Raw genomic sequence first — 26615 nt, 5'->3', positions numbered from 1 at the left:
CGCACCCTGATTCTTCCTGTCTCGGGCGGCTGTTGCGAACCCGGGGGCGGATCGGGGTGTCTCACCCCGTTTCGGGCACGGCCGGACGGAGGTGGCGGGGGCGCACGGCCCTGTATACGTCCGGCGGGTGGGGCCGGTTCAGGCGTCTTTGTATACGTCCGGCGGGCCGGTTCGGTCAGGCGCCTTTGGCGCGAGGGGTGTCGTCGGCGTCGCCGCTCACTTCGGTGTCGTCACGCTCGTCACTCCCGCCGCTCTCGTCACTCTGTTCCGATTCGCCCTGCTCGGCCGTCCGTTCGACCCGTTCGGCCGCCTGTTCGTCACGTTCGGCACCGCCCTCTCGCTTCTCCCGCACCCCCGGCTCCTCGGCCGGCTCGGAAAGGACCGCGAAGGCGGCGCCCTGATTGTCGGTGAGCAGTGCGATCCGCCCGTACGGAATATTGAAGGGCGCCGCCGTGACACGGCCGCCGAGCCGTGTGACGGCCTCGGCCGCCCAGTCACAGTCTTCGACACAGAAGTAGACGAGGAAGTGGCCCGGCATCTCGGCCGGGAACGCGTCGGTGAGCATGGTGCGCCCGCCGACGGCGGTGCGCTCGCCCGGCTCGGTGCCCGCGGGCGACCACATCCGGAAGTCGACCGGCGCTCCGGGCAGGTCGGTCCCCCGGAAGCCGAACACCGACTCGTAGAAGGCGTCGGTCCTCTCCTTGTCCCGGGTGTACACCTCGGTCCAGCAGAACGAGCCGGGTACGCCCAGCTTCTCGAATCCCGGCCGGTCGCCCGCCTGCCAGAGCCCGAAGACCGCGCCGCCCGGGTCGGCGCCGACCGCCACGGTCCCGGCGGTGCCGACCGGCACGGGATACATGATCATCTGACCGCCCTCCTCGCGGATCCGGCGACTGAGGGCAGCGGCGTCGGGGGTCGCGAAGTAGACGTTCCAGACGGTCGGCATACGCCCGTCGCGCTTGGGCGTGAGAGCGGCGACCAGCTTGCCGGCGCTGTAGGCGTCGGCATACCGGCTGCGGATCCCGCCGCCGGGGAGTTCTTCGCCGCCCCGGTCGACGAACGTCCACCCGAAGAGCTCCCCGTAGAAGCGCTTGCCCGCCTCGACATCGGGGAGCGACGCGTCCACCCAGCACGGTGCGCCCTCTGTGAATGCGGCCATGGACCCGATTCCTTCCGTGTGGCGCCCGTCACACTCAAGTTAACGGTGCCTCACGCGTGGCGCAGGGAATCAAATTGAACATTTGATTACTTAAGCGGCACTGGTTTTGTTGAGTTTTCCACGGAAGTTATCCACAGGCTGTTGATAACACTATTGCCCCACCCGGGCTGCACCCCATTTGCAGTCGGTCGAATCGCGCGCCGATCACCCCTCGGTAAGCTGACGGCATGACAGGACAAGTACGCACCGTCGATGGCCGGGTGGCCGGACGACGCGGCCAGGCGACGCGTCAGAAGCTCCTCGACTGTCTCAGCGAGATGCTCAGCACCTCTCCCTACCGGGACGTCAAGGTCATCGACGTGGCCCGGAAGGCGGGCACTTCGCCCGCGACGTTCTACCAATACTTCCCGGACGTCGAGGGTGCCGTCCTCGAAATCGCGGACGAAATGGCCAAGGAAGGCGCGGGGTTGACGGAACTGGTCGCCGGCCGCTCCTGGGTCGGCAAGGCCGGCGCGCAGACCGCCGAGGATCTCGTCGAGGGCTTCCTGGACTTCTGGCGGCGCCACGACGCGATCCTGCGCGTGGTGGACCTCGGCGCGGCGGAGGGCGACAAGCGGTTCTACAAGATCCGCATGAAGATCCTGAACTCGGTCACCAACTCCCTCGCGGACGCGGTGAAGGATCTGCAGTCCAAGGGCAAGGTCGACAAGGATGTCAGCCCCGCTGCGATCGCCGGCGCACTGGTGGCGATGCTGGCGGCGGTCGCCTCGCACCAGAAGGGCTTTACGACGTGGGGTGTGAAGCAGTCTGAACTGAAGCCGAATCTAGCGCTGTTGGTGCATCTGGGCATCACGGGCAAGAAGCCGGCGAAGTAGCGCCCCGAGCGTCGCCCCCCAAATCCTGTCATGCCGACGGCGGTTCACCATCCGGTGACCGCCGTCGACGCTCTTGTGGCCCCTCGCGCGGACAGTGCCGGCCGTCAGCGGCATCCCTCAGCGCCGGACGAGGCGGAACAGGCGGATCTCGCGCTCGACCCGGGACTGGTACGTCTCGTACGGGGGCCAGAACCGCAGTGCCGCCTGCCAGGCCGCCGCCCGTTCCTCGCCCGCGAGCAGCTGTGCGCGGACCGCGACGGTGCTGCCCTTCCAGCTGATCCCGGCATCCGGATGGGCGAGCAGGTTCGTCGTCCAGGCGGGGTGGTCGGTGCGGCCGAAGTTGGAGCCGATCAGCAGCCAGGTGTCCCCCTCCTCGGGTATGCAGGCCAGGGGTGTGGTGCGGGGCAGGCCCGTCCTCGCGCCGCGGGCCATGAGGACCACACCGGGCAGCATCAGGGCGCTGAGCAGCACCTTTCCCCGCGTCAGACGGTGGACCGCACGGTCCATGGAGGGGATCAGATGCGGGGCCACCTTCGCGAATGTGCGGGTCGAGGAGATCCTCCGGACCAGCCGGCGGCCGGGCGCCATCACGCCACCCCCTCCGGCGCGAAGAGCCCGGCACGCTCCGCCGCCCTGTCGCGCAGGCGGTGCACCGGGCCGAACAGGAGCTCGTCGGCCGCGGCCCTTTTGACGTACAGGTGCGCCTCGTGCTCCCACGTGAAGCCGATGCCGCCGTGCAGCTGGACGGCCTCCCCGGCCACCGCGCGCAGCGTCTCCAGCCCGGCCGCCAGGGCGAGCGGCCCCGCGGCCCGGTCCCAGGCCGCGTAGTACGCCGCCGAGCGGGCCGCCTGGAGGTGTACGTACAGGTCCGCGAGCCGATGCTTGACCGCCTGGAAGGAGCCGATCGCGCGGCCGAACTGCTCCCGCGTCCTGGCGTACTCCACCGTCCGCTCCAGCGCACTGTCGGCAGCGCCGACCGACTCGGCCGCCAGCAGGACGGCCACGCCGGTCCCGGCGGCCGCCAGTGCGCCCGGCACCGCGTCGCCTTCGTCCGTGCCGAGCAACTGCGCCGCGGCGTCCCGCAGCTCGATACGGGCCTGGGGCCGCGTCTCGTCCAGGGAGGTCTGCCGTGTCCGGATCAGCCCGCCCGCATCCGGCCGCACCAGGAACAGCAGCGTGCGGCTGCGTGCGAAGCCGCCGGTGTGGGCCGCGACCAGCAGCAGGCCGGCGCTGTGGCCGTCGAGTACCTGGCCGGCCTCTCCGTACAGCAGCCAGCCGCTCCCCTCGGTGGGCCTCGCCTGTACGCCGCCGGCACGGCCACCCCCCGCCCACGCTCCCTCCCCGGGATCACCGGTCAGTCCGAGCGCCTGCGCGATGCTGCCGCCCGCCACGGCGAGCGCGCAGGTCAGCGAGCCCTCCGCGATACGCGGCAGCAGGTCGGCGCGCTGCCGGGGGCTGCCGAGTGCGGTGATCAGCGGCGCCGCGAGCCCGGCGGTGACGAGCAGCGGGGACGGCAGCAGCGCCCGCCCGGTCTCCTCGCAGGCGAGGGCGAGTTCGGTGAGGGTGCAGCCCGCTCCCCCGTACTCCTGGGGCAGGGCCAGGCCGGGCAGGCCCAGCTGTCCGGACAGCCGGGCCCACAGCGAGGTGTCGTACCCGGCCTCGGACCGGACCGCGGTCCTGAGGCCGGCGGATCCCGAGCGTTTGGCCAGCAGTTCGCGCAGGGTGCGGCGGATCTCGACCTGCTCCGCGGTGAAGGCGGCATCCATCGGGCGGGCTCCTCTCCAGAGACCCTGAACTGACGGAGCGTCATATTAGGCCGGTCGGCTGTGGATGCACAGAGGTGCGGGATCGGCGGACCTCGCCCGGAGCCGTCGCCGCGGCCCGGCAGCCGTCGGCCTCCTGGATGCGCCAGCAGCCCTACCGGGGCTCGATCTGATGTACCGTCAGATCCATGCCTTCCACTTCGCGCAAGGTCGCCGTCGTCGGCATATCCCTCTCCGACTGCGGCCGCGTCGACGGCCCCACCCCTTACGCCCTGCAGGCCCAGGCCGCCCGCCGGGCACTCGCCGACTCCGGCCTCGACCGCTCCCTCGTCGACGGCCTCGGCTCGGCCGGGCTCGGCACGCTCGCACCGGTCGAGGCCGCCGAGTATCTCGGCCTGAAGCCGCGCTGGGTGGACTCCACCGCCGTCGGCGGCGCCACCTGGGAGGTGATGGCCGCCCACGCCGCCGACGCGATCGCCGCCGGGCACGCGAACGCCGTCCTCCTCGTCTACGGATCGACGGCCCGCGCCGACATCAGAGCCGGGCGCCGCACCGCCAACCTGTCGTTCGGCGCCCGAGGGCCGCTGCAGTTCGAGGCGCCGTACGGGCACACCCTCGTCGCCAAGTACGCGATGGCAGCACGCCGCCATATGCACCAGTACGGCACCACCCTGGAGCAGCTCGCCGAAGTCGCCGTCCAGGCGCGGGCGAACGCCGCCGCCAACCCGGACGCGATGTTCCGCGACCCGATCACCGTCGACGACGTACTCGACGGACCGGTGATCGCGGACCCGTTCACCAAGCTGCACTGCTGCATCCGCAGCGACGGCGGCTGCGCGGTGCTGCTCGCGGCCGAGGAGTACGTACCGGACACCGCGAAGCCCCCGGCGTGGATCCTCGGCACGGGTGAGTACGTGTCCCACACCACGATGTCGGAGTGGGACGACTTCACGGTGTCCCCGGCCGCGGTCGGCGGGCGGCTGGCGTTCGAGCGGGCGGGGGTGCGCCCGGACGAGATCGACATCGCCGAGATCTACGACGCCTTCACCTACATGACCCTGGTGACCCTCGAGGACCTGGGGTTCTGCGGGAAGGGCGAAGGCGGTGCCTTCGTGGAGAAGGGGCGGATCGGGCGGGGCGGCGATCTTCCGGTGAATACCGACGGCGGGGGTCTGTCCGCCTGCCATCCGGGGATGCGGGGGCTGTTCCTGCTGGTCGAGGCGGTGCGCCAGCTGCGCGGCGAGGCGGGCGGGCATCAGGTGCGGGTCGCGGACGGCGGGCCACCGCGGCTGGCTGTCGCCTCCGGCACGGGCGGCTGGTTCTGCTCGTCGGGGACGGTGGTACTGGGCCGGGACTGACCCCTGCCGCTACGCGGCGTCGTCCGGGAGCAGGCGCTCGACCAGCTCCTCGATCAGGTCACCCGCCTGGCTCCCCGGGAACACATCGGGCAGCGTGAGGCGCTCCACGACCAGCCAGTTCGCCGCCAGGTAGATCATCCTGACCGCGTCGGCGTCACCCGGCAGACCGGCCTCGAGATGGGCGGTCACATTGTTCTCGACGTCCTCTTTGACGCGTTCGGTGAGCAGCGCGCGCAGTTCGGGGCGGCGGGTGGCCTCCAGGCGCAGTTCGAGCAGTGCGAGATAGCCGGTGCCGAACGCCGAGACCCGATCGACCACCTCCCGGACCAATTGCGCGGTCCTGGAGCGGGTGGCCGGGCCGGTGAGCATGGCCTCCATCGTGGCGTCATCCGGGCGCAGGCGTTCGTAGATGCGGGCGCCGGCCTGGTTGAGCAGGTCGTCGCGGCTGGCGAAGTAGTTGGACGCCGTGCCCTTGGGGACCTGCGCCTCGGCGTCGACACCCCGGAACGTCAGACCGCGTGCACCGTCCCGGGCGAGCAGTTCGATCGCGGCGTCCACGAGTGCCGCGCGCCGCGCCAGGTTCTGCCTCATCCGTACTCCTCATCACCGCCCCATGACCACTGCGAGTGTAGTGGTGCCCTGTCCGGGTTGTTGAATGCCCCCATGAACCCCACACATCCCACGGACCACGACGCGAGCGACCCGCAGGGGTCCTTCCGCGCGCTCCTGCGCACCCAGCGGGTCTGGGACATCTCCCTGCCCTCCTTCGACCCGGCCGCCGCACCCGGCGCGCCCCTGCCGCTGTTCCACCGGTGGTTCGCCGAGGCCGTGGCGGCCGGGCAGAGCGAGCCGCACACGATGACGCTGGCCACCGTGGACGAGCACGGGCGACCCGACGTCCGGACGCTGATGCTGCACGACGCGGACGACGAGGGCTGGCACTTCGCCTCGCACTCCACCAGCACCAAGGGCCGCCAGCTGGCCGCCCGGCCCGAGGCCGCGCTCGGCTTCTACTGGGCGGCGCAGGGCCGCCAGATCCGGCTGCGGGGCCCGGTGGTCACCGCCGCGTCCACGCAGAGCCAGGCCGATCTCCATGCCCGCTCGACCGGGGCGCTGGCCGCGGCACTGACCGGGCGGCAGTCCGATGTGCTGGGCTCGCTCGAGGAATTGGCGCGCGTTTCACAGGCCGCCTGGGAGCGGGCCGAGAGCGAGCCGGACGCGCCCGTGCCGACCTGGACGCTGTACGTGCTCCAGCCGCGCGAGGTCGAGTTCTTCCAGGGCGATGCGCGCCGGCAGCACGTACGGCTGCGCTACCGCCGGGACGGGGAAGGCGTCTGGGAGGGCGAACTGCTCTGGCCATGAGGCCGCGCCGGACGGAAGACGGGCACGGTGACCCCGTCGCTCTCGGCGCGGAAGGCGACCTCCAGCTCCATGCCGATGGCCAGTTGCCCGGCCCCGCACCCGACGACCTCGGTCATCATCCGCGTTCCCTCGGCGAGGTCCACGACCGCGGCGGCGTACGGGACGCGGTCGCCGAAGGGCGGCAGGTCGTTGCGGTGCACGACGGACCAGGTGTAGAGCGTGGCGCGGCCGCTCGCCCGCTCCCAGCCGACGTCCTCGCTCCAGCAGTGCGGGCAGAACTCGCGGGGATAGTGATGCGGCCGCAGGCAGGTGGCGCAGCGCCGGATCAGCAGCACGCCCTCGGCCGCGGCGTCCCAGAAGGGGCGGGTGAAGTCGTCGATGTCCGGGGTCGCGGTCACCGGAAGAGTCCGATCGCGCTGTCGAGGGACCAGGTCTGCCAGGACAGGGTGAACAGGGCGACCAGCGATATGAGGGCCATCATGGCGTTCTGACCCTGTTCGGCCCAGTCATGGATCATCAGGACGAGATAGAGCAGATTGAGCAGCAGGCCGCCGACCAGGGCCACGGGTGTCAGGAAGCCGGTGATCAGGCCGACGCCCAGGGCGAGTTCGGCGTAGACGACGACGTACGCCATCAGCTTGGGCCGCGGCGCCACCACCTTCTCGAAGCCGATCCTCACCTGGGGCCACTGGTGCCTGCCGGCGACATCGGCCGCCCAGGCGATACCGGTCCCGCGCTCGAACCAGCCCTTCTTGTCCTTGTGCCGCCAGCTCTCCAGCCACCACAGGCCGAGACCGATGCGCAAGACGGCGGCCCATTCGGCGCCGGTGAGCCAGACGGTCTCCATCGGAGCCCTCCCTCTTCCCCCGCTCGCGAATTTCTGACGGTACGTCAGTTCAGCGGATGAGGACGGACCCGCGCAAGAGGGCTGCGGCGGCGGGCGATGCGCGTCCGTGACCGATTCGCAACCGAACTCCGTCTTGAGTGAGACCCATCAAGTAGCGAGCCGATTACGATCGCGACTCATGGCCGACGAAAAGGACAGTGACAGATACACGGGCATCGACCGGACGAACGTCCGGCCCGTCTATGTCATCGGCGGCGGCCCCGGCGGGCTCGCCGCCGCCGCCGCGCTGCGCGAGCGCGGCGTACGCGCGGTGGTGCTCGAGAAGTCCCCCTCCGTCGCCGCCTCCTGGCGGCGCCACTACGACCGGCTTCATCTGCACACCACCCGCGCCCTGTCCGGACTGCCCGGCCTGCCCATCCCGCGCTCGTTCGGCCGCTGGGTCTCGCGCGACGACGTGGTCCGCTACCTGGAGAAGTACGCCGACTTCCACGAACTGGAGATCATCACCGGCGTCGAGGTCTCCCGGATCGACCCTGCCGGCCCCGACTGGGTACTGCACGCCACCGGCGGACGGCAGCTGACGGGGCGGGCGGTCGTGGTGGCCACCGGCTACAACCACACCCCCCTCCTGCCCGACTGGCCGGGCCGCACGTCGTACGCGGGCGAGCTGGTGCACGCGAGCGAGTACCGCCACCCCGCCCTCTACGCCGGCAAGGACGTGCTCGTCGTCGGCGCCGGCAACACCGGCGCCGAGATAGCCGTCGACCTGGTGGAGGGCGGTGCGGCCCGGGTGCGTCTCGCCGTGCGCACCGTCCCGCACATCGTGCGCCGCTCCACCGCAGGCTGGCCAGCCCAGCGCACCGGCATCCTGGTGCGCAGGCTGCCGGTGTGGGTGGTGGACCGGGCGGGCGCGCTCCTGTCCAAGGTCGCCGTGCCCGACCTCGCCGCACACGGACTGCCGCGCCCCGGCACAGGCCTGTACTCGCGGGTGAAGGACGGCGCGGTCCCGGTCCTGGATGTCGGCCTGATCGACGCCGTACGCAGCGGCAAGGTCGAACCGGTCGCCGCGCTCGCGTCGTTCGACGACAACAAGGTCGTGCTGGCGGACGGCAGCCGGCTGGCCCCGGACGCGGTGATCGCAGCGACCGGCTACCGCCGCGGCCTCGAGGGGCTGGTCGGCCATCTCGGCGTACTCGACGAGCGGGGGCGACCGTTGACGCGCGGCGGGCGGACGCCGGCGAACGCGCCGGGGCTGTACTTCACCGGATTCACCAACCCCATCAGCGGCATGCTCCGCGAGATGGCGATCGACACCCGGAAGATATCCCGTGCGGTCGCCCGCACGACCGCAAGGAAGACGGCCGGCTGAACCCGGTCGCCGCCCGCCCTCGTTCCGCCGCTCGTTTTACCCTTCGTCGCGCACCGACTGTTCCTGACTACTCGTCAGTTATGTAATCTGGCTATGAATCTGACTCTGCGTCAGGTACTGGCAGTCAGGGCCGACGAGCAGGAGCGGGGACCAGCAATGCTTGGATCTACTCACGGCATCCTCACCTCCGACCTTCGCCAGCGCGTGGTCGCCTGCGGGGAACAGCCCCGGGACGCCGTCCACGAGAGAACCACCAACACCGCGTCCGCCGGCGATCTCGACGTCAGCGGCCGTCCCCTGTACGCACCTGTCCCCGACCTCGACCGCTTCTTCCGGCCCGGATCGGTCGCCGTCGTCGGCGCATCCGACACCGAAGGGCGGCAGGGCGCCGGGATCACCCGGCAGCTCGTCGCCTGGGCGGACCGCGTCGGGGCCCGGCTGCACCCCGTGCACCCCACCCGGGCCTCCGTCTTCGGACTCGCCTGCGTCCCCTCGGTCCGCGAGCTGACCGAGCCCGTCGATCTGGCCGTACTGCTGGTCGCCGACCCGCTCCCGGTGATCGAGGAACTCGCCGAGACCAAGGTCAAGTTCGCCGTCGCCTTCGCCTCCGGGTACGCCGAGACCGGTGAAGAGGGCGCCGTCGCCCAGGCCCGGCTGGCGGCCGCCGTGGAACGTTCCGGCATCCGGCTGCTCGGCCCCAACACCAACCTCAACGCCTTCGAACGCTTCCGCGACGACCTCGACGGTCCCGCAGTCGCACTCATCACACAGTCCGGCCACCAGGGCCGTCCCGTCTTCACCATGCAGGAGCTGGGCGTACGTCTCTCCCACTGGGCGCCCACGGGCAACGAGGCCGACCTGGAGAGCGCCGACTTCATCTCGTACTTCGCCGAGCACCCCGACGTCGGCGCCATCGCCTGTTATCTCGAAGGACTCAAGGACGGCCGCTCCTTTCTGCTCGCCGCCGACAGGGCCGCCCGGCGCGGGGTGCCCGTCGTCGCCGTCAAGGTCGGCCGCACCGAGACCGGCGCCCGTTCCGCCGCCTCCCACACCGGCAAACTGACCGGCGCGGACGACGTGGTGGACGCGGCGATGCGACAGTTCGGGGTGATCCGGGTGAACGGGCTCGACGAGCTCCAGGACACCTCCGCGCTGTTGGCACGGGCGCGTACACCGGTTGCCGACGGGGTGGTCGTCTACTCCATATCCGGCGGCACCGGCGCGCACTTCTCCGACCTGGCCACCGCGGCCGGGCTGCGGATACCGCGGCTCTCCGAGGCCAGGCAGGCCGAACTGCACCAGTGGATACCGCCCTACCTGAACGTCTCGAACCCCGTCGACAACGGCGGCCACCCCGTGGGCGACTGGCGAGGCCGCAAGATCATCGACGCGATCCTCGCCGACCCGCAGGTCGGCGTGCTCATCTGCCCGATCACCGGCCCCTTCCCGCCGATGAGCGACAAGCTGGCCCAGGACCTGGTGGACGCGGCGGAGACCACGGACAAACTGGTGTGCGTCGTGTGGGGCTCCCCGCTGGGCACCGAGGCCGCCTACCGCGAGACGCTGCTCGGCTCCTCCCGGGTCGCGACCTTCCGTACGTTCGCCAACTGCATCACGGCCGTACGGGCCCACCTCGCCCACCACCGCTTCACCGCCGGCTACCGCTCGCCCTTCGACGAGGCCCCGCGTACCCCGTCGCCGTCCTTCCGCAAGGCGCAGGCCCTGATGTGCCCGGGCACGCAACTGAGCGAGCACGCGGCGAAGCAGCTGCTGCGCGCGTACGGGATCCGGGTGCCGCGCGAGCAGCTGGTGACCAGCGCGGCCGCCGCGGTCCGGGCGGCGAGCCTGGTCGGCTACCCCGTGGTCATGAAGGCGTCCGCGCCCCAGCTGGCCCACAAGAGCGAACTGGGCCTGGTCAAGGTCGACCTGACCTCGGCCAGCCAGGTGCGCGACGCCTACCGCGAACTCACCGACATCGCCCGCTACGAGGGCGTCGACCTGGACGGGATCCTGGTCTGCCAGATGGTCGAGTGGGGTGTCGAGATGGTCGTAGGGGTCACCCGGGACGCGCTGTTCGGCCCGACGGTGACGGTCGGCCTCGGCGGGGTGCTGGTGGAGGTCCTCCGCGACACCTCCGTACGCGTCCCTCCGTTCGGCGAGGACCAGGCCCGCGCGATGCTCGCCGAGCTACGCGGTCGTGCCCTCCTGGACGGGGTGCGCGGCGGCCCGCCGGTGGATGTGGACGCGCTGGTGGAGGTCGTGCTGCGGGTCCAGCGGATGGCGCTGGAACTGGGCGACCAGCTCCGCGAGCTGGACATCAACCCGCTCATGGTGCTGCCGCGGGGGCAGGGCGCGGTGGCCCTGGACGCGCTGGCGGTGTGCCGATGAGTGCCGTTCTGCATCGCGTGGACAGCGGCGTCGCATGGATCACCCTCAACCGCCCCGAGGCGATGAACGCCGTCACCCGGGACCAGCGGGAGAAGGTCATCGCGCTGCTCGCCGACGCGTCCGCCGACCCTGCCGTACGGGCGGTCGTCCTCACCGCCACCGGCAAGGGCTTCTGCGCGGGCGCGGACCTGCGCGACGGCACACCGTCGACGGACGAGCGGATCGCGGGAGACGTCGCCCGGATGATCCGTCTGGGCGCTCAGCGCATCATCGCCGCCGTACTGGACTGCGAGAAGCCGGTGATCGCCGCGGTCAACGGCACGGCGGCCGGAATCGGCGCGCATCTCGCGTTCGCCTGCGACCTGGTGCTGGCGGCGGAAGGCGCCCGCTTCATCGAGGTCTTCGTCCGCCGCGGCCTGGTCCCGGACGGCGGCGGAGCGTATCTCCTGCCCCGGCTGGTCGGCCCGCAGCGCGCCAAGGAGCTCATGTTCTTCGGCGACGCCCTGCCGGCGGCGGAGGCGGAACGACTCGGCCTGGTCAACCGGGTGGTCCCGCCCGACGCCCTGGAAAAGACGGCCCGCGAGTGGGCCGAACGCCTGGCCACGGGCCCGACGAGGGCGCTGGCGCTGACCAAGCACCTGGTGAACGCATCGTCGGACATGGACCGCGCGACGGCTTTCGCGGCGGAGGCGACGGCCCAGGAACTCAACATGACGACGCACGACGCGAACGAGGGCGTGGCGAGCTTCAGGGAGCGGCGGGCAGCGGAGTTCCGGGGGCGTTAGGCCCTGTCCGGGCCGGCCGCTCGACCGCGCGAGCCGATGCCGGCCCGGCGCTACTGCTTGTCGAGGATGTGCACGTCGCCCGAGTCGGCGTCGCCGAACAGGGCGAAGAGTTCGGGGGCCTCCTCCGTACCGCCGACGGTCCATGCCAGCTCGCCGCAATCGGCAGTGTCGAGTTCGACCGCGATCCGGCCGCTGTTGAACCCGTCCTCACCGCGCTGCCAGGTCCCGCCGCCTGTACAGCGTTCGAGGGCATAGGTGTCGAAGTAGTCGTCCCCCTCGTACGGCACCGCCTCCAGCACCGCTCTGCCACCCGGCTGAAGATGGAGGACGGTGCCGTCGTCACGGCCCTTCCAGACACCCATGAGCTGCTGCTCGGTCAGGTCCGGAGGCTCGTACTCCTCGATGACGCCGGTGAGCAGTGCGGTGACTCCCAGGACGAGAACGGCTCCCACGGCACCGAGGCCCACGAGCGATGTGCGCCGCCAGATCTTCGGCTGCGGCGAGGAACCGCTCCTGCGGTGCCAGTACGCGGCACTCAGCGCGGGCAGCACGCCGCTCGCCACGGTCCACGGCCACGCGACGAGGAACGACCCGACGAGAAATGCGAGCCCGGCCGCGTACACCGCCCCGAGCACGGCGAGGCCGACCGCGGTCCAGGCCCACTCCGGTCCGGGCAGACGCCGCGCCGTCACCCGGGCGGCCGCGGTCACGGGCAGGGTGTACGCCCCGGCATGGGCCCATCCCGCGACCGCCAGCACGAGCGGCCCGACCCCGCACATGCAGAGCAGGCCGACCGCCGCCGGGCCGCCTCCGAATCCGACGCCGTAGGTGTCGTCGCCCACCGAAAGGATCATCGTGGCGAGGCCGACGACCGCCGCCTGCCAGGCGAAGGCGGCCGCCCCGGCCTGGACGGTCGTGTCCCCCGGCTCCGGCTGCGGGCCGGACTCCTGCTGCTGATCCCGCACTCTTCCTGCCCCCATCGCGCCGACGGTACGTACCGGCCGGACGAGCGCCGCGCGCCCGGACCCCCTTCCGTGTTTGAACGCGTTCAAACACGGAGGACCGTACCGCACGCTCTCCTCGCCGTCGCACCAGGGTTCCTATCTGACGACCCATCAGGTCTAATGGTCGACGTGATGGGACACGCAGCCATGGCCGCCACGGCCGTCCGCTACCTCAGGTCGGTCGGCGCCCCGACAGCGGCGCCGGGCGTCGACGCCCTGCCGCGCCCCGATCTGCGGGCCGTCGGCGACGACGAGCGCCTGCCGGTCGACACGGGTGAGTTCCGCCGCGTACTGGGCCACTTCGCGAGCGGGATCACCGTCGTGACCGCCCACGACGAGGAAGGCCCCGCCGGGTTCGCCTGCCAGTCCTTCACGTCCCTGTCCCTCGACCCGCCCCTGGTCGCCTTCATGGTCGCCCGCACCTCGACGACCTGGCCGCGCATCGCGCGCGCCGGGTCGTTCTGCGTCAATGTGCTGGGCGCGGACCAGGGCGAGATGTGCCGCGCCTTCGCGGTCAGCGGCGCGGACAAGTTCGCCGGGGTGGCCTGGACCCGCTCACCCGCGACCGGCTCCCCCCTGCTGGACGGTGTCCCGGCCTGGATCGACTGCACGATCCGGACCGTCCACACCGGCGGCGACCATCTGATCGTGGTGGGCCGGGTGGAGACCCTGGACGCTCAGCAGGAGGGGGCGCCACTGCTCTTCCACCGCGGCCGGTTCGGCCGCTTCAGCGCCTAGACTCCGGCCGGCTTCGGCGTGGGAGCGGCTTGCGGCGGACCCCGAGGGCCATCAGCGCCGCCGCCGCGCACGGCGCGCCCGAGGCGTACCGGATCACGTCGTACGAGCCGAAGGCGTCGCGGGCCACGCCGCCCGCGAAGGCGAAGACCGCCGCGCCGACCTGGGGGGCGAGTACCCAGCCGAAGACGATGGCGCTGTCGTCGCCGTAGTGCTCGCGGCACAGGGCGATCGCCGGCGGGACCGTCGCCACCCGGTCCGGGCCGTAGAAGACGATGAAGAAGAGCATCGGCGGGTGTACGGACGGCGCGAGCAGCATCGGCAGGGAGAGCGGGCCGATGCCGCGCAGCGCACAGGAGGCCGCGAGCAGTCGCCGCGCCTCGAGGCGGCCGGTGAACCAACCCGACGCGATCGTGCCGACGACATCGAAGACGCGGCCGCTGTGATCGGCATGCCGTGGTTGTGGGCAGCGGGTAAGAAGTGGGTTTTGACCAGGCCGTTCCTCGACGCGCCGCAGATCGCGAAGGTGCCGGCGAGCAGCCGGAACGGTCCGGTGCGGGCCGCCCGGAACAGCGCCGTGACCGCGCGCCGGGCCGCGCCCGGCACCGGGTCGGGCTTGGGCGTGAAGCCCCAGGCGCCGTACGCGGCGATCCCCACGTCCGCCGGATGGTCGCGCAGCAGCAGCCAGACGAAACGGGACGACGGCCAGGGCGGAGAGCGCCACGGTGTTCGCGGCGGGTCGCCGGCCGTGGTTCTCCGCCAGCCTGGACAGCAGCGGCAGGAAGACCCAGTTGGCCGGAGCGCCGGCCACCGTGAGGAAGCCGCGGGCAGGGAGTTCCCGCTAGCGGGAACTCCCTGCAGGCAAGGGCCGGACGATGCTCGCACAAGGCGAGGGGGCGGATACTCAAGCGCTAACGGCTTCTCGCTCCGCCGCATGCACCGGTCCTGAGTGCCGGGTTACTCGTTGAACCAATGGGAGTACACGGCCGGGCCACCACCGTCCCACCAGAGCTGCATCTGGTACTCATTGGCGTTGGGGATGTTGTAGCCCTTCTTGTCGCAGCCGGCATCGCCGCCGTCGTCGATGGTCATAATCGTCGCACCACCGCCGCGGACCAGCTGGCCCGTCACGCCATGACCGTCCGCCTTGGTGTCGCAGACCTGGAACATGTCACCGTCATCGATGAAAGTCATCGACCCCCGGCCCTCCGGAAGCTTGATGACCTTGTTCTCATCGAGGGCGGCGGCCTGAGCCGTCGACGCCGTGCCGGCGAGCACCGCAGCGACGGCCGCACCAGCCACCGCTATACGGGTGAACGTCTTACCCATTTGATTCCTCTCTCACTGCAGGACGGGGGACAGCCCAAGAGGGCACCCACCCCGACACGAAATTCGGTTGGGACGCGGGGCTACTACTCGTTGAACTTTCTGGAGTACACGGTGCCGCCGCCGCCGCCCCACGTGAGCGTCATCTGGAAGTAATCAATTCCGTTGGGGACGTTCCAGCCGCCCTTGTCGCAGCCGGCGTCTCCGCCGTCGTCGACGGTGAGCATTCTGCGATTCTCGTCGTCGATCACCGTGCCCTCGACGCCATGGCCGTCTGCCTTGGTGTCGCAGACCTGGAACATGTCACCGTCGTCGATGTAGGTCATCGACCCCCGGCCGTCCGGAAGCTTGATGACGATGTTGGTGTCGAGGGCGGCGGCCTGAGCCGTCGACGCCGTGCCGGCGAGCACCCCAGCGACGGCCGCACCGGCCACAGCGACGCGAGTGAAAGTCTTACCCATTTGATTCCTCTTTTCTCTGCAGGACGGGAGGCAGCCCAAGAGGGCGCCCACCACACAGCGTTCGGGACTACTCCTTGAAGTGATGGGAGTAGACCCAGTCGCCACCGCCGTCCCAAACGAGCGCCATCTTGACCGACCACGTAACGCCGATGTCGTAGCCGCCCTTGTCGCAGCCGGCGTCGCCGCCGTCAGTAACGGTGAGCTTGACGCGCTCTGCCAAACCCATCTCTATGACCTGGCCGGTCATGCCGTAGCCGTCTGCCTTGGTATCGCAGACCTGGAACATGTCACCGTCATCGATGAAGGTCATCTTGCCGTGACTGTTGCTGATGGTCTTGTTCTCGATGGCCTGAGCCGTCGATGCCGTGCCGGCGAACACCGCGACCACGGCCGCACCGGCCACCGCAATGCGAGTGAACGAATTCACCACTGATTCCTCTTTCTGTGCAGGAACGCGGAACAGCCCGAAGGAACGCGGAAGGCCCCAGGGATGGTCCGCCCGAAACGAGACTCGGCTGGAGTAGGACTACTCGTTGAAGTAGCCGGACGTGATGGTGCCGCCGCCTCCGTCCCAGCTGAGCGCCATGCGGACCGAATTCATTTGCCCGACGTCGTAGCCGTCCTTGTCACAGCCGGCATCGCCGCCATCGGTAATGATGAGAATCGTGTGGTTCAGGTCCTCCACCATGCCGGTCATGCCATGGCCGTCTGCCTTGGTGTCGCAGACCTGGAACATGTCACCGTCATCGATGTAGGTCATCTTCCCCCGGCCGCTCGGGTAGTAGATGGTCTTGTTGGTGTCTGCCAGTGCCGGCGACGCCGAAACAGTGAGCACCGTAACGACGGCCGCACCAGCGACAGCTATACGGGTAAAGGTTTTGACCATTGGTTCCTCTTTCTCTGCAGGACTGCGATGCAGCCCGAGGTCCGACTGATCGGCACCGACGTTAAGGGAGTGTGATGGGCCGGTAAACAGATTTGAGGTTGCTCTGAGCTTCACGGTTATTCACGGAAAGTGACCGGAATGAAGAATTCCAAGCGCCGAAGGTGCGATAAAGGGGCACAGAAACAAACCGAATCGGACCTCGCGGGCATACGCTCCGGGTACGAAGATCACCTGAAGGTGAGCCACATCACACCTGGCCAACTCCCTCCGACAGTCCGGTGGTTGGGGACGTGACGGGGATGGCCGACCGATTTACCCATGACTGACGTAGCGTCAGGCTCCGGCCGGGCCACGTCGGCGGTTCGGCCGCGCCCAGTTTGGCCACGCCGGGAGCGCGATGCCGCCGGCCCAGCGGTTACGCAACCGATTGCGTTCACGTAACTCAGCCAGATCAGGCGCCAGTTCGCCGAAGAGGTGACCCGGTGCAGCTTCGGACATGCGGATCAGCTTCGAACTGCACAGTGACGCATCTCCACTGCGATGCCGTTGCCGCGGGCGGCCGGGCTGTGCCGTCCGTGATCCGGGCGCAGCGCTGGTCAGGTGGGGTGTGGTTCCGGTCGCCGCGGAAGCGGTGCCGGGGCATGGTGAAGGCATCGGTGGCCGGCCGACGCGAGAGTCGAACGCTGCGCCCCGGCGGCGGCAGGAGCAGGGGTACGTGACGTCGCGAATGCAATACGACCCGCGTGCGCCATGACCGGCGCCAGGTTGACCTGACGTATGGTCAGCTACAGGTGGATCGGTCGGCCGCCACTCGCCGCTTCCCCAACGATGGGACTGACAGAGGGAGTTGACCAGGTGTGACGTGGCCCACTTTCAGGCGATCTTCGTACCCGGAGAGTGTGCCACGAGGTCCGATTCGGTTTGTTTCTATGCCCCTTATCGCACCATCGGTGCTTGGAATTCTTCATTCCGGTCACTATCCGTGAACAACCGTGAAGCTCAGACCAACCTCAACTCCGTTTACCGGCCCATCACCCTGCCTTAGGGTCAATGCCGATCAGTCGGACCTCGGGCTGCACCGCAGTCCCAGTAGAAAGAGGAATCAATGGTCAAGTCGCTCACCCGCATAGCTATCACCGGTGCTGCCGCCGCCGCGGTGCTCACTCTCACGGCGTCGCCGGCACTGGCAGACAGCAACAAGACCATCTCCTACCCGGACGGCCGGGGGAAGATGACCTACATCGATGACGGAGACATGTTCCAGGTCTGCGACACCAAGGCGGACGGCCATGGCATGACGGGCCAGCTGGTGGATGAAAGACTCTTCCCGATGATCGTCGTCACCGATGGCGGCGACGCGGGCTGTGACAAGAAGGGCTACGACGTCGGCAACTTCGGGTCGTACCAAATGTGGCTCTCGTGGGACGGCGATGGCGGAACCGTGAAGTCTGGATGGTTCAACGAATAGCCCCTGCACGGCGTTTCGCGGACGCAAATCAAGGCTTGCAAACGAAGTGTTGCGGCGCGTTATTTGATGTCGATGCGCTACCTGGGTCTGTCGCGCGAGTGCATCAATACGTCGTGCCATAAGGATTCGCCTGGATCCCGCAGAAACGTACGTCGCGTTCCACCTCGTCGAACGTGAGCCGGCTGCGAGGCTCGGTCAGCAGGATCTGGGCATCCTCGGCCCGGCCCTGGAAGAACGCACGCTTGCGGCAGGAGTCGGTGGCTCCGAAGCGCTCTTCACTCCGGTTGTGTGTGCTCCCTGACCAGTGTGAGGCAGCGCAGGTTCCGGCGAGACAGTTCTGCGAAGAGCCGTCCGTCCGGTTGTCACGGTGGATCCAACTCCAGGATGCAGTCGACCAGATGAGCCCACGGAGCTGGGTCCCGCGGCACCCTGCGGTCAGGCTGCGCGGATTGCCGTTCATCGCAACCACGGCGGCCGGCTTCCGGATCCAGGGCGTGCGCATGCTCGCCCTTCTCGGCCGTACTGGTGGTTCTCGACTTCGCCGCCGAGCGTGGTCCGCTTCTCGTCGTCGATGCTCATGGCCGAGCCGGCGGCTTTCGATCTCGGTCGCGAGATCCTCGACCCAGTCTTCTCTCCCGTGGAGGTACGGCCATGAAACCCGAACAACTGGTCCGCGACGACCTTGAGGGAAAGGCACAGGAGGTGCGGTCACCCGACAGGGAGGCCGAGCAGGTCCATCGGGCGCGGCGCCGCCGCAAGGTCCGAAGCCTCGGGGTGGCCGGCATCGTCGCGGCGGTCGTCGCAGCAGGCGTCGCGGTATCGCTGGGCGTGAACGGTGGTGACACACACGGGCGGCACGCGAGCGCGCATCCCACCCCGGACGTGGTGGCACGTCCCGATCAGTCGCCACCGCGGGAGCTCATCGCCGCGGGGAAGGTTGCCGTCTCGGCGTACTACACGGGGAGGGCCGAGAAGCGGTCGAACGGGGACGGGGTCGTTACTTTCGAGTGGAGTTTGCTCAACGCTGCCACCGGGCGATACGAGAAGACTGACTGGGCCTGGCTCGATGTGGCTCCGGGGATGAAGACCGCAGCGGTGCTGGAGCGCGATCTGCCCGTCAAACGCATCGGGCTGCTGAACCTGGCCACAGGCAAGGTGGAGCGCTGGGTCAAGGTGGACAAGGGCGTCGGCGGTGTGCAGTTCTCGCCCGACGGCAAGCGCCTGGTGGCAACTGCATACGGCCTCAATCCGGATGGCCTGTTCAAGGAAGCGTCGTACCGGCTGAACGACAAGACGGTGCCAGGGCCAAAGCCGAGCCGTACTGGCTTCTATGTCATCGATGTCGCTTCCGGACGGGCGGACTTCACCGAGCGCCCGCCGAAGAAGAATGACCGCGGGTTCATCACCGGCGGCGGGCGTCAGGACCTCAGCTGGAGCCGTGACGGCAAGTTGCTGTGGGAGCCCTGGCGCAACAAGGCGGGCAAGGTCTTTTACAGCGTGGACGGTAAGGAGGTGCCCGTCCCGAAGCTGGAGGCGAACCTGGGCCATCCGGGGGCGGTCCTCTCCCCCGACAGGAAGCTGGTAACGGGCGAGTTCGCAGGCCAGAACGGCCAGATCGTCTCCGAGGTACTGGATGCGAAGACCGGCAAGCGTGCCGCACTCGTACCCGGTCAGCAGCTGCTTGCCTGGGCCGATGACGACTGGCTCATCGCCTGGAGGTGCGACCCCGAACAATGCAGTCCCGGCAAGGGCGAGTTCCGCAACCAGCTGATCCTGGTCAGCCTGGACGGAAAGAGCGTGACTCCGCTCTCCGGCTTCCGGAAAGCTGACCTCCACTACAGCGACCGTTGGACTCCGGTACTTACAGAACGCTGACCGCGCAGACGGGGGGAATTTGTGGCGCTCACAACACTCGGGCTCACCGAGGACTCGGACACCCTGTACCGCACCATGCTCACCAGACCCGACCACGGGGTGACCTCGCTCGCGGCCGACCTCGGCTGGCCCGAGGAGCAGGTGCGCAAGGGCCTCGACGAACTGGCCGACCTGTCGCTGCTGTGCGCACCGATGGGGGGCGTATCCGGCGAACTGGGCGTCGTCAGCCCGCAGATCGCCCTCGAGCTGCTGCTGAGCCGGCAGACCGCCGAGGTGGCCCGCCGGCAGCAGCAGCTCGCCGAGAGCCGGGCGGCGGCCGCCGCGCTCATCGCCGGGTACGGCGCGGGGTCGGCCGAGCGGGACGAGCGGCGGCACGACGACGGGACGGAGAAGCTGCTCGGTGTGGAGGCGGTCCGGCGCAAGATCGCCGAACTGGCGGACCGGGCCGAGCGGGAGACGGCCTCGTTCGCGCCCGGCGGCGCGCAGCCGGCCGACAACCGGGCCGCCAGCCGGCCCATCGCCCAACGGCTCATCGACCGCGGCATCACGGCCAGGACCGTCTACCAGGACAGCATCCGCAACGACCCGGCCAGCGTGGAGCACGCCGAGTGGCACGTGGCGCGCGGCAATCAGATCCGCACCGTGGCCGCGCTGCCGATGCGGATGCACATCGTGGACGGCGCCGTCGCGCTCGTCCCGCTGGACCCGGAGGACAGCTCCCGCGGGGCGGTCGTGATCCGCGAACGGGGTGCGGTGGCCGCGTTCATGGCCCTGTATGAAGCGGTCTGGGCAACCGCGCTTCCGCTGGGCGAGGCGCCGCGCCGCAGCCTGGCCGATCCTGGGTCGATCCACCGCGAGCTGCTGCGGCTGCTCGCTCGAGGGTGCACGGACCAGGCCGCGGCACGCCGTCTCGGGGTGTCGCTGCGCACCGAACGCCGCCTCATCTCGGAGCTGATGACGCAGCTGGGCGCCCGCAGCCGCTTCCAGCTCGGCCACAAGGCGATGGAACGCGGCTACCTGTAGAGGGGTGCGGCGGTACCGGGCGGTGCGGCCGCCCGGTACCCCCCCGCCTCTTTGCGTCGTCCTGAGCCGCGACGCTCGCACAACCGGCGAGCCGGCTCCTGCTCCGCGACGGCCGGCGGCCCCTACCGACGGGCGGCTCCGGGTACGCCGGTCCGACGCGAGCCGCGACGCAGTGCCCTCCGGGGCGGGCAGCAGGTGCCCGCGCCGTGCCCCCCACCACCCGCAGGGCCCCGCAACGGGCGCACCCCGCGCTCTGGGGACACGGGCACGAGGGTGCCAGGGGCGGTATGTGCCACGGACGGGCCGTGACAGGCGCACCGGGCGCAGGCAAGACTTCTTGGTATCCCCTCGCCGGTGACGGCGGGCCGCCGCCGAGAAGAGAGCCCCGATGCTGCCCTTCCCCTCCCGCACATCCCGCAGCGGTGTCCGCCGCTGCGGAAGGGTGCCGGGGAACGGCATCCGGGGTGGCTGCCGCCGCGGTCCCACCCCGGTTCGTCCCGTCTGACCGACCGCGCTCCGCCGTCCTCCGCCCCCTCGCCCGGACCGTCCGTCCCTCGCTTGAACCGCGCGCACCGTCGCGTGGTCCCACGCGACTCGAAGGAGACCGCTTTGCACGCATCTGTACCGGTACACGACGTCCTTGGTATCGGCTTCGGTCCCGCCAACCTCGCTCTCGCCATTGCGCTGGAGGAGAAGCACCCGGGCCTCGATGCCCGCTTCCTGGAATCGCGTCCGGCCCCGGACTGGCAGCCGGGCATGCTGCTCGACGGGTCGGACATTCAGAACCACCCCAGCCGCGACCTCGTCACCCTGCGCAATCCGCGCAGCCGCTACAGCTTCCTCAACTACCTGCACGAGAACGGCCGGCTGCTGCGACACCTGAACCTGCCCGGCGAGTTCCCGCTGCGCAAGGAGTACGCGGGCTACATCCGCTGGGCGGCCGGCCACTTCACCCACGTCGTGGACTGCGGGCAGCGCGCCGCCTCCGTCGGCACCATCGAACAGGACGGCGAGACGCTGTACGAGGTGGTGACGGACGCCGGGCGGCGTTACCTGGGCCGCACCCTCGTGATGGCCCCGGGCCGCACCCCGTACGTCCCCCGGCCCTACGACGCGGTGCACAGCTCCCGGGTCTTCCACCTGACCCGCTACCTGCCGCAGGTGGCCGCCCTGACTGCGGACGGCGAGCCGGAGGCGGTCGCCGTGATCGGCGGCAGCCAGAGCGCGGTGGAACTCGCACTCGACCTGTCCCGGCGCTTCCCGCGGACCCGCGTCGTCACCTACACCCGCTCCCACTCGCTGCGGCTGAAGGACACCAGCCCCTTCAGCGAGGAGGGGTACTTCCCCGAGTTCACCGCGTACTACCACGCGGCTTCCCCGGCCGGCCGGCGCAAGCTCGACGCCTACATGCACCCGACGAACTACTCCTCGGCCGACGGCGACGTGCTCCGGGAGCTGTACCTCGCCATGTACGAGCAGGAACTCGACGGCGAGCAGCGGCTGTTTGTGCGCGGCAACCACGAGGCGACCGCTGTCGCCGCCGGCGACCGCAGCGTGACCATCGACTTCCGCGAGATGCACACCGGCGAACAGGTCCGCGACACGGTGGACTTCGCGGTGCTGGCGACCGGCTTCCGCAACATGGGCCCCGGCCCCCACGAGGAGCTGCACCCGCCCATGCTGGCGCCGCTCGCGCCCCGCCTGGCTACCGAGCCGGACGGCCGTCTGGAGGTCGCCACCGACTACCGGCTGCTGTCCGTCGACCCCGCGGACGCCCTGCCCCCGCTGTTCTTGAACGGCCTGTGCGAGTCCAGCCACGGCATCGGCGACGCCGGCTCCTTCAGCCTCCTGTCGCTACGCGCCGGCACGCTCACCGACTCGCTCGCCGCCGCCCTGGCGCACCGCACCCCGACTGCGGACCCGCCGCGGGCCGCCGCCCCAGAGCCGGCCGCTGCCCCGCACACCGCCGTGGCCGCGTGACCGGCGCCTTCGCGACACCCGCCGGCCCTCGGGCCTACGCCCCCAACGACGGGAGAGGACCTACTGTGCACGTCAACGACCTGGTGGTGGCCGGATTCGGGCCCTCCGGCATCGCGCTGGCCGCGGCCGTCGAGGACCACGACGACGCCCACCCCCAGCAGCCGCCGCTCACCGCCGCCTACCTGGAGCGCGCCGCCGACTCCGCCTGGCAGCCCTACCAGGTGCTGCCGGGCACCGACATCCAGCACCACTTCCTGCGCGACCTGGCCACCCCGCGCGACGCCGCGTCCCGCTTCGGCTTCGTGCCGTTCCTCCAGCAGAGCGGCCGCTTCTACGAGTTCACCCTGCTCGGCGGGTACGTCAGCCGCCTGGAGTGGTCGGCGTACGTGCAGTGGGCGGCCGAACAGGTGCGCCGGCGGCCCGCCTACCACCGCGAGGTCGTCTCGGTGGAGCCCGTCACCGACGCCGACGGGGTGGTGCGCACCGCGCGGGTCGTCAGCCGCGACCCGCGCGACGGGAGCCGCTTCGAGGACCTCGGCCGCAACGTCGTGATCGCCACCGGGCACCGCCCGTACCTGCCCGAGGTGTTCCGCGAGGCGGCCGGCGAGCGGGTCTTCCACGCGAGCGAGTTCCTGCTGCGGGCAACCGCGCTGCCCGCGCCTCCCGAGGACCGCCCGGTCCGCTGGGCGGTGATCGGCGCCGGCCAGACCGCCGGCGAGATCGTGCTCCACCTGCACGGCTCCGACCCGCGCTCCGAGGTGCACTCGCTGGTGCGCCACGCCGGCTTCCGCATGTACGAACTCGGTCACTTCAGCAACGAGGTGTACTTCCCCAAGGAGACCGAGTACGTCTACGGGCTGGAGCGCGAGGCACGCGAACAGGTTCTCGCCCAGGCCCGGGCGACCAACTACTCCGCCGTCGACCCGGACGTCTCCACCGCCCTGTACGCGGCGAGTTATCAGGACAGGCTGACCGGCGCGCACCGCCTGACAATGCACCGCCGCACCGAAGTCACCGGCGTCGACGTGCGCCCCGACGGCGTGGTCCTGGAGACCGCCGAGGTGTTCACGGGTGCGAAGCAGAGACTGGAGGTCGACGCCGTCGTGCTGTGCACGGGCTACACCGAGCCGCGCCTGCCCGAGCCGCTCGCGCCGTTCGCGTCCCTGCTCGCGTGCGAGGACGACGGCCTGCCCGTCGTCACCCGCGGCCACCGCGCCGTGACGACCGACGCCTGCGAGGTGGGGATCTACCTGGACGGCGTCACCGAGTGGCGGCACGGCATCGCCAGCGCCGCCTCCTTCAGCCAGATGGCCGTGAAGGCCGACGCCGTCCACCGCGACCTGCGCGGGCAGCTGGCCCGTCGGCGGGCCGCCGCCGCGGTCCCTGCGGCCGCACCCGCCGCCGTCTGACCGGCCCGGCCGTCCGCGCCCTCCCCCGACCACCCGAAAGGTCCCGCCGTGCACATCTTCACCACCGGCCCCGACGACATGCTCTTCGAGGAGCAGTACAACGTCGCCGGCCGCCGCATCTTCCCGTGGAAGGAGGCCGTCGCCGAGCCGTTCTGGGGCGGCGCCTGGATCGACGTGGAGCCCGGAGCCACCTCCACTGCCCACGCCCACGACGAGAACGAGATGTTCTTCGTCACCGAGGGCAGCGGCGTCATGCGCATCGGCGACGAGAAGCGCCGCGTCTCGGCCGGCGACACGGTCTTCATCACCCCGTTCAAGGACCACGACCTCACCAATGACGGGACCACCCGCCTGCGGTTCATCACCATCTGGTGGGGCAGCGCCGAGGCGATCGCCGCCGAACGCGCCTACTGGGCCGAGCAGTTCGGCATCGAGGACCCGGGTGCCGGCCCCGCCGCCGCGCCCGCCCTCGAGGACGCCGAGGGTGTGACGGGCCGGTGAGCCGGTCCGCGGCCGCGGACGCCGTCGTGGTGGGCGGCGGCGTCGTCGGCGCCGCCCTCGCCCACCGGCTGGCCTGGGCCGGGCTGGAGCGCGTCGTGCTGTGCGAGCAGGCCCGGGTGGCCGCCCACGGCGCCACCTCCCGATCCGGCGGTCTCATCCGCCTCCACCACACAGTGCACAGCGACACCGAGCTCACCGCCCGCAGCCTGCCCGTCTTCGAGCAGTGGGCGGACGTCGTCGGCGGCGACTGCGGCTACCGGCGTACCGGCTTCCTCCAGCTGGTCGGCCCGCGGTACGCCGAGGCCCTGGCCGCCAACACCGCGGCGGCGGCCGCCGCCGCGGGGCCCCGCCGCACCGAGGTGATCGACCCGGCCGAGGCGCGGCGGCTCTACCCGGGCCTGGCCCTGGACGGGGTGGCGGCTGCCGCCTTCGAACCCGATGGCGGCTACGCCGACCCGGTCCGTGCGGCCACCGCCTGGGCGGACGCCGCCCGGCGCCAGGGTGTCGAGATCCACGAGGGCGTCCGCGTCCACGAGGTCCTGACCTCCGGAGACCGCGTCGCGGGCGTGGAGACCACGACCGGGCGGATCTCCGCCCCGCTCGTCGTCCTCGCGAGCGGCGCCTGGGGCGACGCCCCGGCCGCCCGCCTGGGGGTGCGCGTTCCCGTGACGGCCCGCCGTATCGGACTCGCCCAGGCGCACCTGCCGGGCGCCGGCCGGCGCGGCGCCGACGTCTCCGTGCCCACCTGCATCGACGACACCACCGGCAGCTACTTCCGACCTGAGGGTGCCGACCGGCTCTTCTTCGGGGTGCCCTCGCACCCGGACGTCGCGATCGGGCACGACGTGGCGCCCCTCACGCCGGACGAACTCTCCTCGGCGCTCGCCGCCATCGCCCGCCGGGTGCCCGCCGTCGCGTCCGCGCCGCTCACCGGCACCCGTGCCGGGCTCGACGGCTACACCCCCGACAAGCGGCCGGTTATCGGTCCGGCCGGTCCCGACGGGCTCTACCTGGCCCTCGGGTTCAGCGGCGGAGGCTTCAAGATGGCGCCCGCCGTCGCCGAGCTGGCCGCCGCCGAGATCCTCGACGGGCAGGCCGTGACCGGCAAGGCGGAGCAGCCGCTGCTCGCGCCGTACCGGCTGGAGCGGTTCGCCGAAGGCCGCGGGATCGTCCCGGAGGCGCCCTATGCGCAGATGTGACCGTGCCCTGCGGGCCGCCGCCGCCCGGATGCGGGAGGACGTCGCGACCGTACGGGCCAAGGATCCGGCCGCCGGCAGCCGCCGGGAGGTGCTGCTCTACCCGCACATCCACGCGCTGTGGACGTACCGCGTCGCACACCGGCTGTGGCGCCGAGGCCACCGGCTGACCGCCCGCGCGCTGTCTCTGGGCGCACGCGCCGTCACCGGCATCGAGATCCACCCGGCCGCGGTGATCGGCCGCCGCTTCTTCATCGACCACGGCACCGCCGTCGTCATCGGCGCGACGGTCCGCATCGGCGACGACGTGATGCTGTACCACCAGGTCACGCTGGGCTCGACCGGCTGGTGGAAGGACATGCGCCGCCCCGCCGGCGCGCGCCGGCACCCGGTGGTCGAGGACGGCGTCGTCATCGGCACCGGGGCGAGCGTCCTCGGTCCGGTGACGGTCGGGGCGGGCGCGCGGATCGGCGCGCACGCCGTGGTCCTCACCGACGTGGCGCCGGGCGTACGGGTGACCGCGCCCGTTGCCGAGATCCACCCGCCGGCCGCCGGGCCCCCGACGGCCACCGTCCACCCGCCGGGCGTCACCGTGCCCGCACCGGCGCAGCCCGCAGCCGCCCTCGTGGCGCCGCTCCTGCCGGCCGCGGGGCCCGCCCCCGAGCCCGCGGCGGCGCCCGCGCCGGTACGGATCCGGCCCGTACGGATCCGGCCGGTGCGGGTCCGCGCCACGCGGGCCGCCGCGCTGCCGTCCGCCCCGGGGCCCGTGCGCCACGCCGTCCCGCCGACGGCAGGCCCGTAGGCCCGCCCGGCGCCACAGGCCACGCACCCCGCCACCCGCCCGC

Annotated in this window: 27 protein-coding genes and 1 pseudogene; 15 read left to right on the top strand and 13 right to left on the bottom strand. The window is 70.9% G+C overall.

From position 1 onward, the window contains the following. Positions 1–175: 175 nt before the first annotated feature. The gene (locus ACFYWI_RS12520) at positions 176–1159 is read right to left on the bottom strand and encodes a VOC family protein (RefSeq protein WP_389229549.1); all 984 of its coding nucleotides are present in this window, start codon (positions 1157–1159) and stop codon (positions 176–178) included. A gap of 227 nt (positions 1160–1386) precedes the next feature. Here ACFYWI_RS12520 and ACFYWI_RS12515 point away from each other — a divergent pair, with 227 nt between their 5' ends. Next, the gene (locus tag ACFYWI_RS12515; protein WP_389229546.1) at positions 1387–2034 is read left to right on the top strand and encodes a TetR family transcriptional regulator; all 648 of its coding nucleotides are present in this window, start codon (positions 1387–1389) and stop codon (positions 2032–2034) included. Positions 2035–2151: 117 nt separating this feature from the next. Here ACFYWI_RS12515 and ACFYWI_RS12510 read toward each other — a convergent pair whose 3' ends face one another. Beyond that, positions 2152–2622, bottom strand: coding sequence for a nitroreductase family deazaflavin-dependent oxidoreductase (locus ACFYWI_RS12510; protein WP_389229543.1), 471 nt, complete (start codon positions 2620–2622; stop codon positions 2152–2154). Then, on the bottom strand, positions 2622–3800 hold the full coding sequence (locus tag ACFYWI_RS12505; protein ID WP_389229540.1) for an acyl-CoA dehydrogenase family protein: 1179 nt from the start codon (positions 3798–3800) through the stop codon (positions 2622–2624). Before ACFYWI_RS12505 ends, ACFYWI_RS12510 begins: the two co-directional genes overlap by 1 nt. A 185-nt stretch (positions 3801–3985) precedes the next feature. On the opposite strand from ACFYWI_RS12505, the gene ACFYWI_RS12500 reads away from it, so the two are divergent. Then, the gene (locus ACFYWI_RS12500) at positions 3986–5155 is read left to right on the top strand and encodes an acetyl-CoA acetyltransferase (protein WP_389229537.1); all 1170 of its coding nucleotides are present in this window, start codon (positions 3986–3988) and stop codon (positions 5153–5155) included. Positions 5156–5164: 9 nt separating this feature from the next. On the opposite strand, the gene ACFYWI_RS12495 is transcribed toward ACFYWI_RS12500, so the two are convergent. Beyond that, complete coding sequence (locus ACFYWI_RS12495; RefSeq protein ID WP_389229534.1) at positions 5165–5746, bottom strand: TetR/AcrR family transcriptional regulator; 582 nt, start codon at positions 5744–5746, stop codon at positions 5165–5167. 72 nt (positions 5747–5818) lie between these two features. On the opposite strand from ACFYWI_RS12495, the gene ACFYWI_RS12490 reads away from it, so the two are divergent. Next, positions 5819–6517, top strand: coding sequence for a pyridoxal 5'-phosphate synthase (locus ACFYWI_RS12490; protein WP_389229531.1), 699 nt, complete (start codon positions 5819–5821; stop codon positions 6515–6517). On the opposite strand, the gene ACFYWI_RS12485 is transcribed toward ACFYWI_RS12490, so the two are convergent. Together ACFYWI_RS12485 and ACFYWI_RS12480 are read right to left on the bottom strand one after the other, a co-directional pair. Next, positions 6466–6915, bottom strand: a complete 450-nt coding sequence (locus ACFYWI_RS12485; RefSeq protein WP_389229528.1) for a Zn-ribbon domain-containing OB-fold protein — start codon at positions 6913–6915, stop codon at positions 6466–6468. The genes ACFYWI_RS12490 and ACFYWI_RS12485 overlap by 52 nt on opposite strands. Then, positions 6912–7364, bottom strand: a complete 453-nt coding sequence (locus ACFYWI_RS12480; RefSeq protein ID WP_389229525.1) for a DoxX family membrane protein — start codon at positions 7362–7364, stop codon at positions 6912–6914. The genes ACFYWI_RS12485 and ACFYWI_RS12480 overlap by 4 nt, the downstream gene beginning before the upstream one ends. Positions 7365–7542: 178 nt before the next feature. On the opposite strand from ACFYWI_RS12480, the gene ACFYWI_RS12475 reads away from it, so the two are divergent. From ACFYWI_RS12475 to ACFYWI_RS12465, 3 genes are all read left to right on the top strand, one after another. Continuing rightward, complete coding sequence (locus ACFYWI_RS12475; protein ID WP_389229522.1) at positions 7543–8733, top strand: flavin-containing monooxygenase; 1191 nt, start codon at positions 7543–7545, stop codon at positions 8731–8733. Between the two features lie 156 nt (positions 8734–8889). After that, positions 8890–11121, top strand: a complete 2232-nt coding sequence (locus ACFYWI_RS12470; protein ID WP_389229519.1) for an acetate--CoA ligase family protein — start codon at positions 8890–8892, stop codon at positions 11119–11121. Further along, positions 11118–11906 carry an enoyl-CoA hydratase/isomerase family protein gene (locus tag ACFYWI_RS12465; protein WP_389229511.1) on the top strand — a complete coding sequence of 263 codons (789 nt, stop codon included), beginning with the start codon at positions 11118–11120 and terminating at the stop codon, positions 11904–11906. Before ACFYWI_RS12470 ends, ACFYWI_RS12465 begins: the two co-directional genes overlap by 4 nt. A gap of 50 nt (positions 11907–11956) precedes the next feature. Here the strand turns inward: ACFYWI_RS12465 and ACFYWI_RS12460 are convergent, their stop codons facing one another. Then, entirely contained in the window at positions 11957–12886 is a 930-nt protein-coding gene (locus ACFYWI_RS12460; protein ID WP_389229508.1) for a hypothetical protein, read from the bottom strand. Between the two features lie 171 nt (positions 12887–13057). Here ACFYWI_RS12460 and ACFYWI_RS12455 point away from each other — a divergent pair, with 171 nt between their 5' ends. Then, positions 13058–13648, top strand: coding sequence for a flavin reductase family protein (locus tag ACFYWI_RS12455; protein ID WP_389230066.1), 591 nt, complete (start codon positions 13058–13060; stop codon positions 13646–13648). On the opposite strand, the pseudogene ACFYWI_RS12450 reads toward ACFYWI_RS12455, so the two are convergent. The 5 genes and pseudogenes from ACFYWI_RS12450 to ACFYWI_RS12430 form a co-directional block, all read right to left on the bottom strand. Continuing rightward, positions 13638–14468 (bottom strand): annotated as a pseudogene (locus tag ACFYWI_RS12450) (MFS transporter); the annotation flags it as partial. The gene ACFYWI_RS12455 and the pseudogene ACFYWI_RS12450 sit on opposite strands and share 11 nt — an antisense overlap. 134 nt (positions 14469–14602) lie before the next feature. Beyond that, the gene (locus tag ACFYWI_RS12445) at positions 14603–14974 is read right to left on the bottom strand and encodes a hypothetical protein (RefSeq protein ID WP_389229505.1); all 372 of its coding nucleotides are present in this window, start codon (positions 14972–14974) and stop codon (positions 14603–14605) included. A gap of 83 nt (positions 14975–15057) precedes the next feature. Next, positions 15058–15432, bottom strand: coding sequence for a hypothetical protein (locus ACFYWI_RS12440; protein WP_389229502.1), 375 nt, complete (start codon positions 15430–15432; stop codon positions 15058–15060). Positions 15433–15499: 67 nt separating this feature from the next. Beyond that, the gene (locus tag ACFYWI_RS12435) at positions 15500–15859 is read right to left on the bottom strand and encodes a hypothetical protein (protein WP_389229498.1); all 360 of its coding nucleotides are present in this window, start codon (positions 15857–15859) and stop codon (positions 15500–15502) included. 99 nt (positions 15860–15958) lie between these two features. Next, positions 15959–16432 (bottom strand): hypothetical protein, encoded by a 474-nt coding sequence (locus ACFYWI_RS12430; RefSeq protein WP_389229495.1) that lies wholly within the window; start codon positions 16430–16432, stop codon positions 15959–15961. A 991-nt stretch (positions 16433–17423) separates the two neighbouring features. Here ACFYWI_RS12430 and ACFYWI_RS12425 point away from each other — a divergent pair. After that, positions 17424–17786, top strand: a complete 363-nt coding sequence (locus ACFYWI_RS12425) for a hypothetical protein (protein WP_389229492.1) — start codon at positions 17424–17426, stop codon at positions 17784–17786. A 103-nt stretch (positions 17787–17889) separates the two neighbouring features. On the opposite strand, the gene ACFYWI_RS12420 is transcribed toward ACFYWI_RS12425, so the two are convergent. Continuing rightward, positions 17890–18288 (bottom strand): hypothetical protein, encoded by a 399-nt coding sequence (locus ACFYWI_RS12420; RefSeq protein WP_389229489.1) that lies wholly within the window; start codon positions 18286–18288, stop codon positions 17890–17892. Between the two features lie 149 nt (positions 18289–18437). On the opposite strand from ACFYWI_RS12420, the gene ACFYWI_RS12415 reads away from it, so the two are divergent. From ACFYWI_RS12415 to epsC, 7 genes are all read left to right on the top strand, one after another. Beyond that, on the top strand, positions 18438–19661 hold the full coding sequence (locus ACFYWI_RS12415; protein WP_389229486.1) for a hypothetical protein: 1224 nt from the start codon (positions 18438–18440) through the stop codon (positions 19659–19661). Positions 19662–19682: 21 nt separating this feature from the next. After that, entirely contained in the window at positions 19683–20684 is a 1002-nt protein-coding gene (locus tag ACFYWI_RS12410) for a hypothetical protein (RefSeq protein ID WP_389229483.1), read from the top strand. 609 nt (positions 20685–21293) lie between these two features. Further along, complete coding sequence (locus ACFYWI_RS12405) at positions 21294–22664, top strand: SidA/IucD/PvdA family monooxygenase (RefSeq protein ID WP_389229480.1); 1371 nt, start codon at positions 21294–21296, stop codon at positions 22662–22664. Positions 22665–22729: 65 nt separating this feature from the next. Then, on the top strand, positions 22730–24073 hold the full coding sequence (locus ACFYWI_RS12400; RefSeq protein WP_389229477.1) for a SidA/IucD/PvdA family monooxygenase: 1344 nt from the start codon (positions 22730–22732) through the stop codon (positions 24071–24073). Positions 24074–24121: 48 nt separating this feature from the next. After that, positions 24122–24574 (top strand): cupin domain-containing protein, encoded by a 453-nt coding sequence (locus ACFYWI_RS12395; protein ID WP_389229474.1) that lies wholly within the window; start codon positions 24122–24124, stop codon positions 24572–24574. Next, complete coding sequence (locus tag ACFYWI_RS12390) at positions 24571–25773, top strand: NAD(P)/FAD-dependent oxidoreductase (RefSeq protein WP_389229470.1); 1203 nt, start codon at positions 24571–24573, stop codon at positions 25771–25773. The genes ACFYWI_RS12395 and ACFYWI_RS12390 overlap by 4 nt, the downstream gene beginning before the upstream one ends. Further along, a complete protein-coding gene (gene epsC / locus ACFYWI_RS12385) occupies positions 25760–26572 on the top strand; it encodes a serine O-acetyltransferase EpsC (protein ID WP_389229467.1) in 813 nt (270 codons plus the stop codon). Before ACFYWI_RS12390 ends, epsC begins: the two co-directional genes overlap by 14 nt. Positions 26573–26615: the final 43 nt, after the last annotated feature.

This window comes from Streptomyces sp. NPDC002889 (assembly GCF_042888425.1).
Lineage (GTDB): Bacteria > Actinomycetota > Actinomycetes > Streptomycetales > Streptomycetaceae > Streptomyces.
The sequence above is the reverse complement of the archived record's forward strand: the minus strand, read 5'-3'. Positions and strand labels throughout refer to the sequence as shown.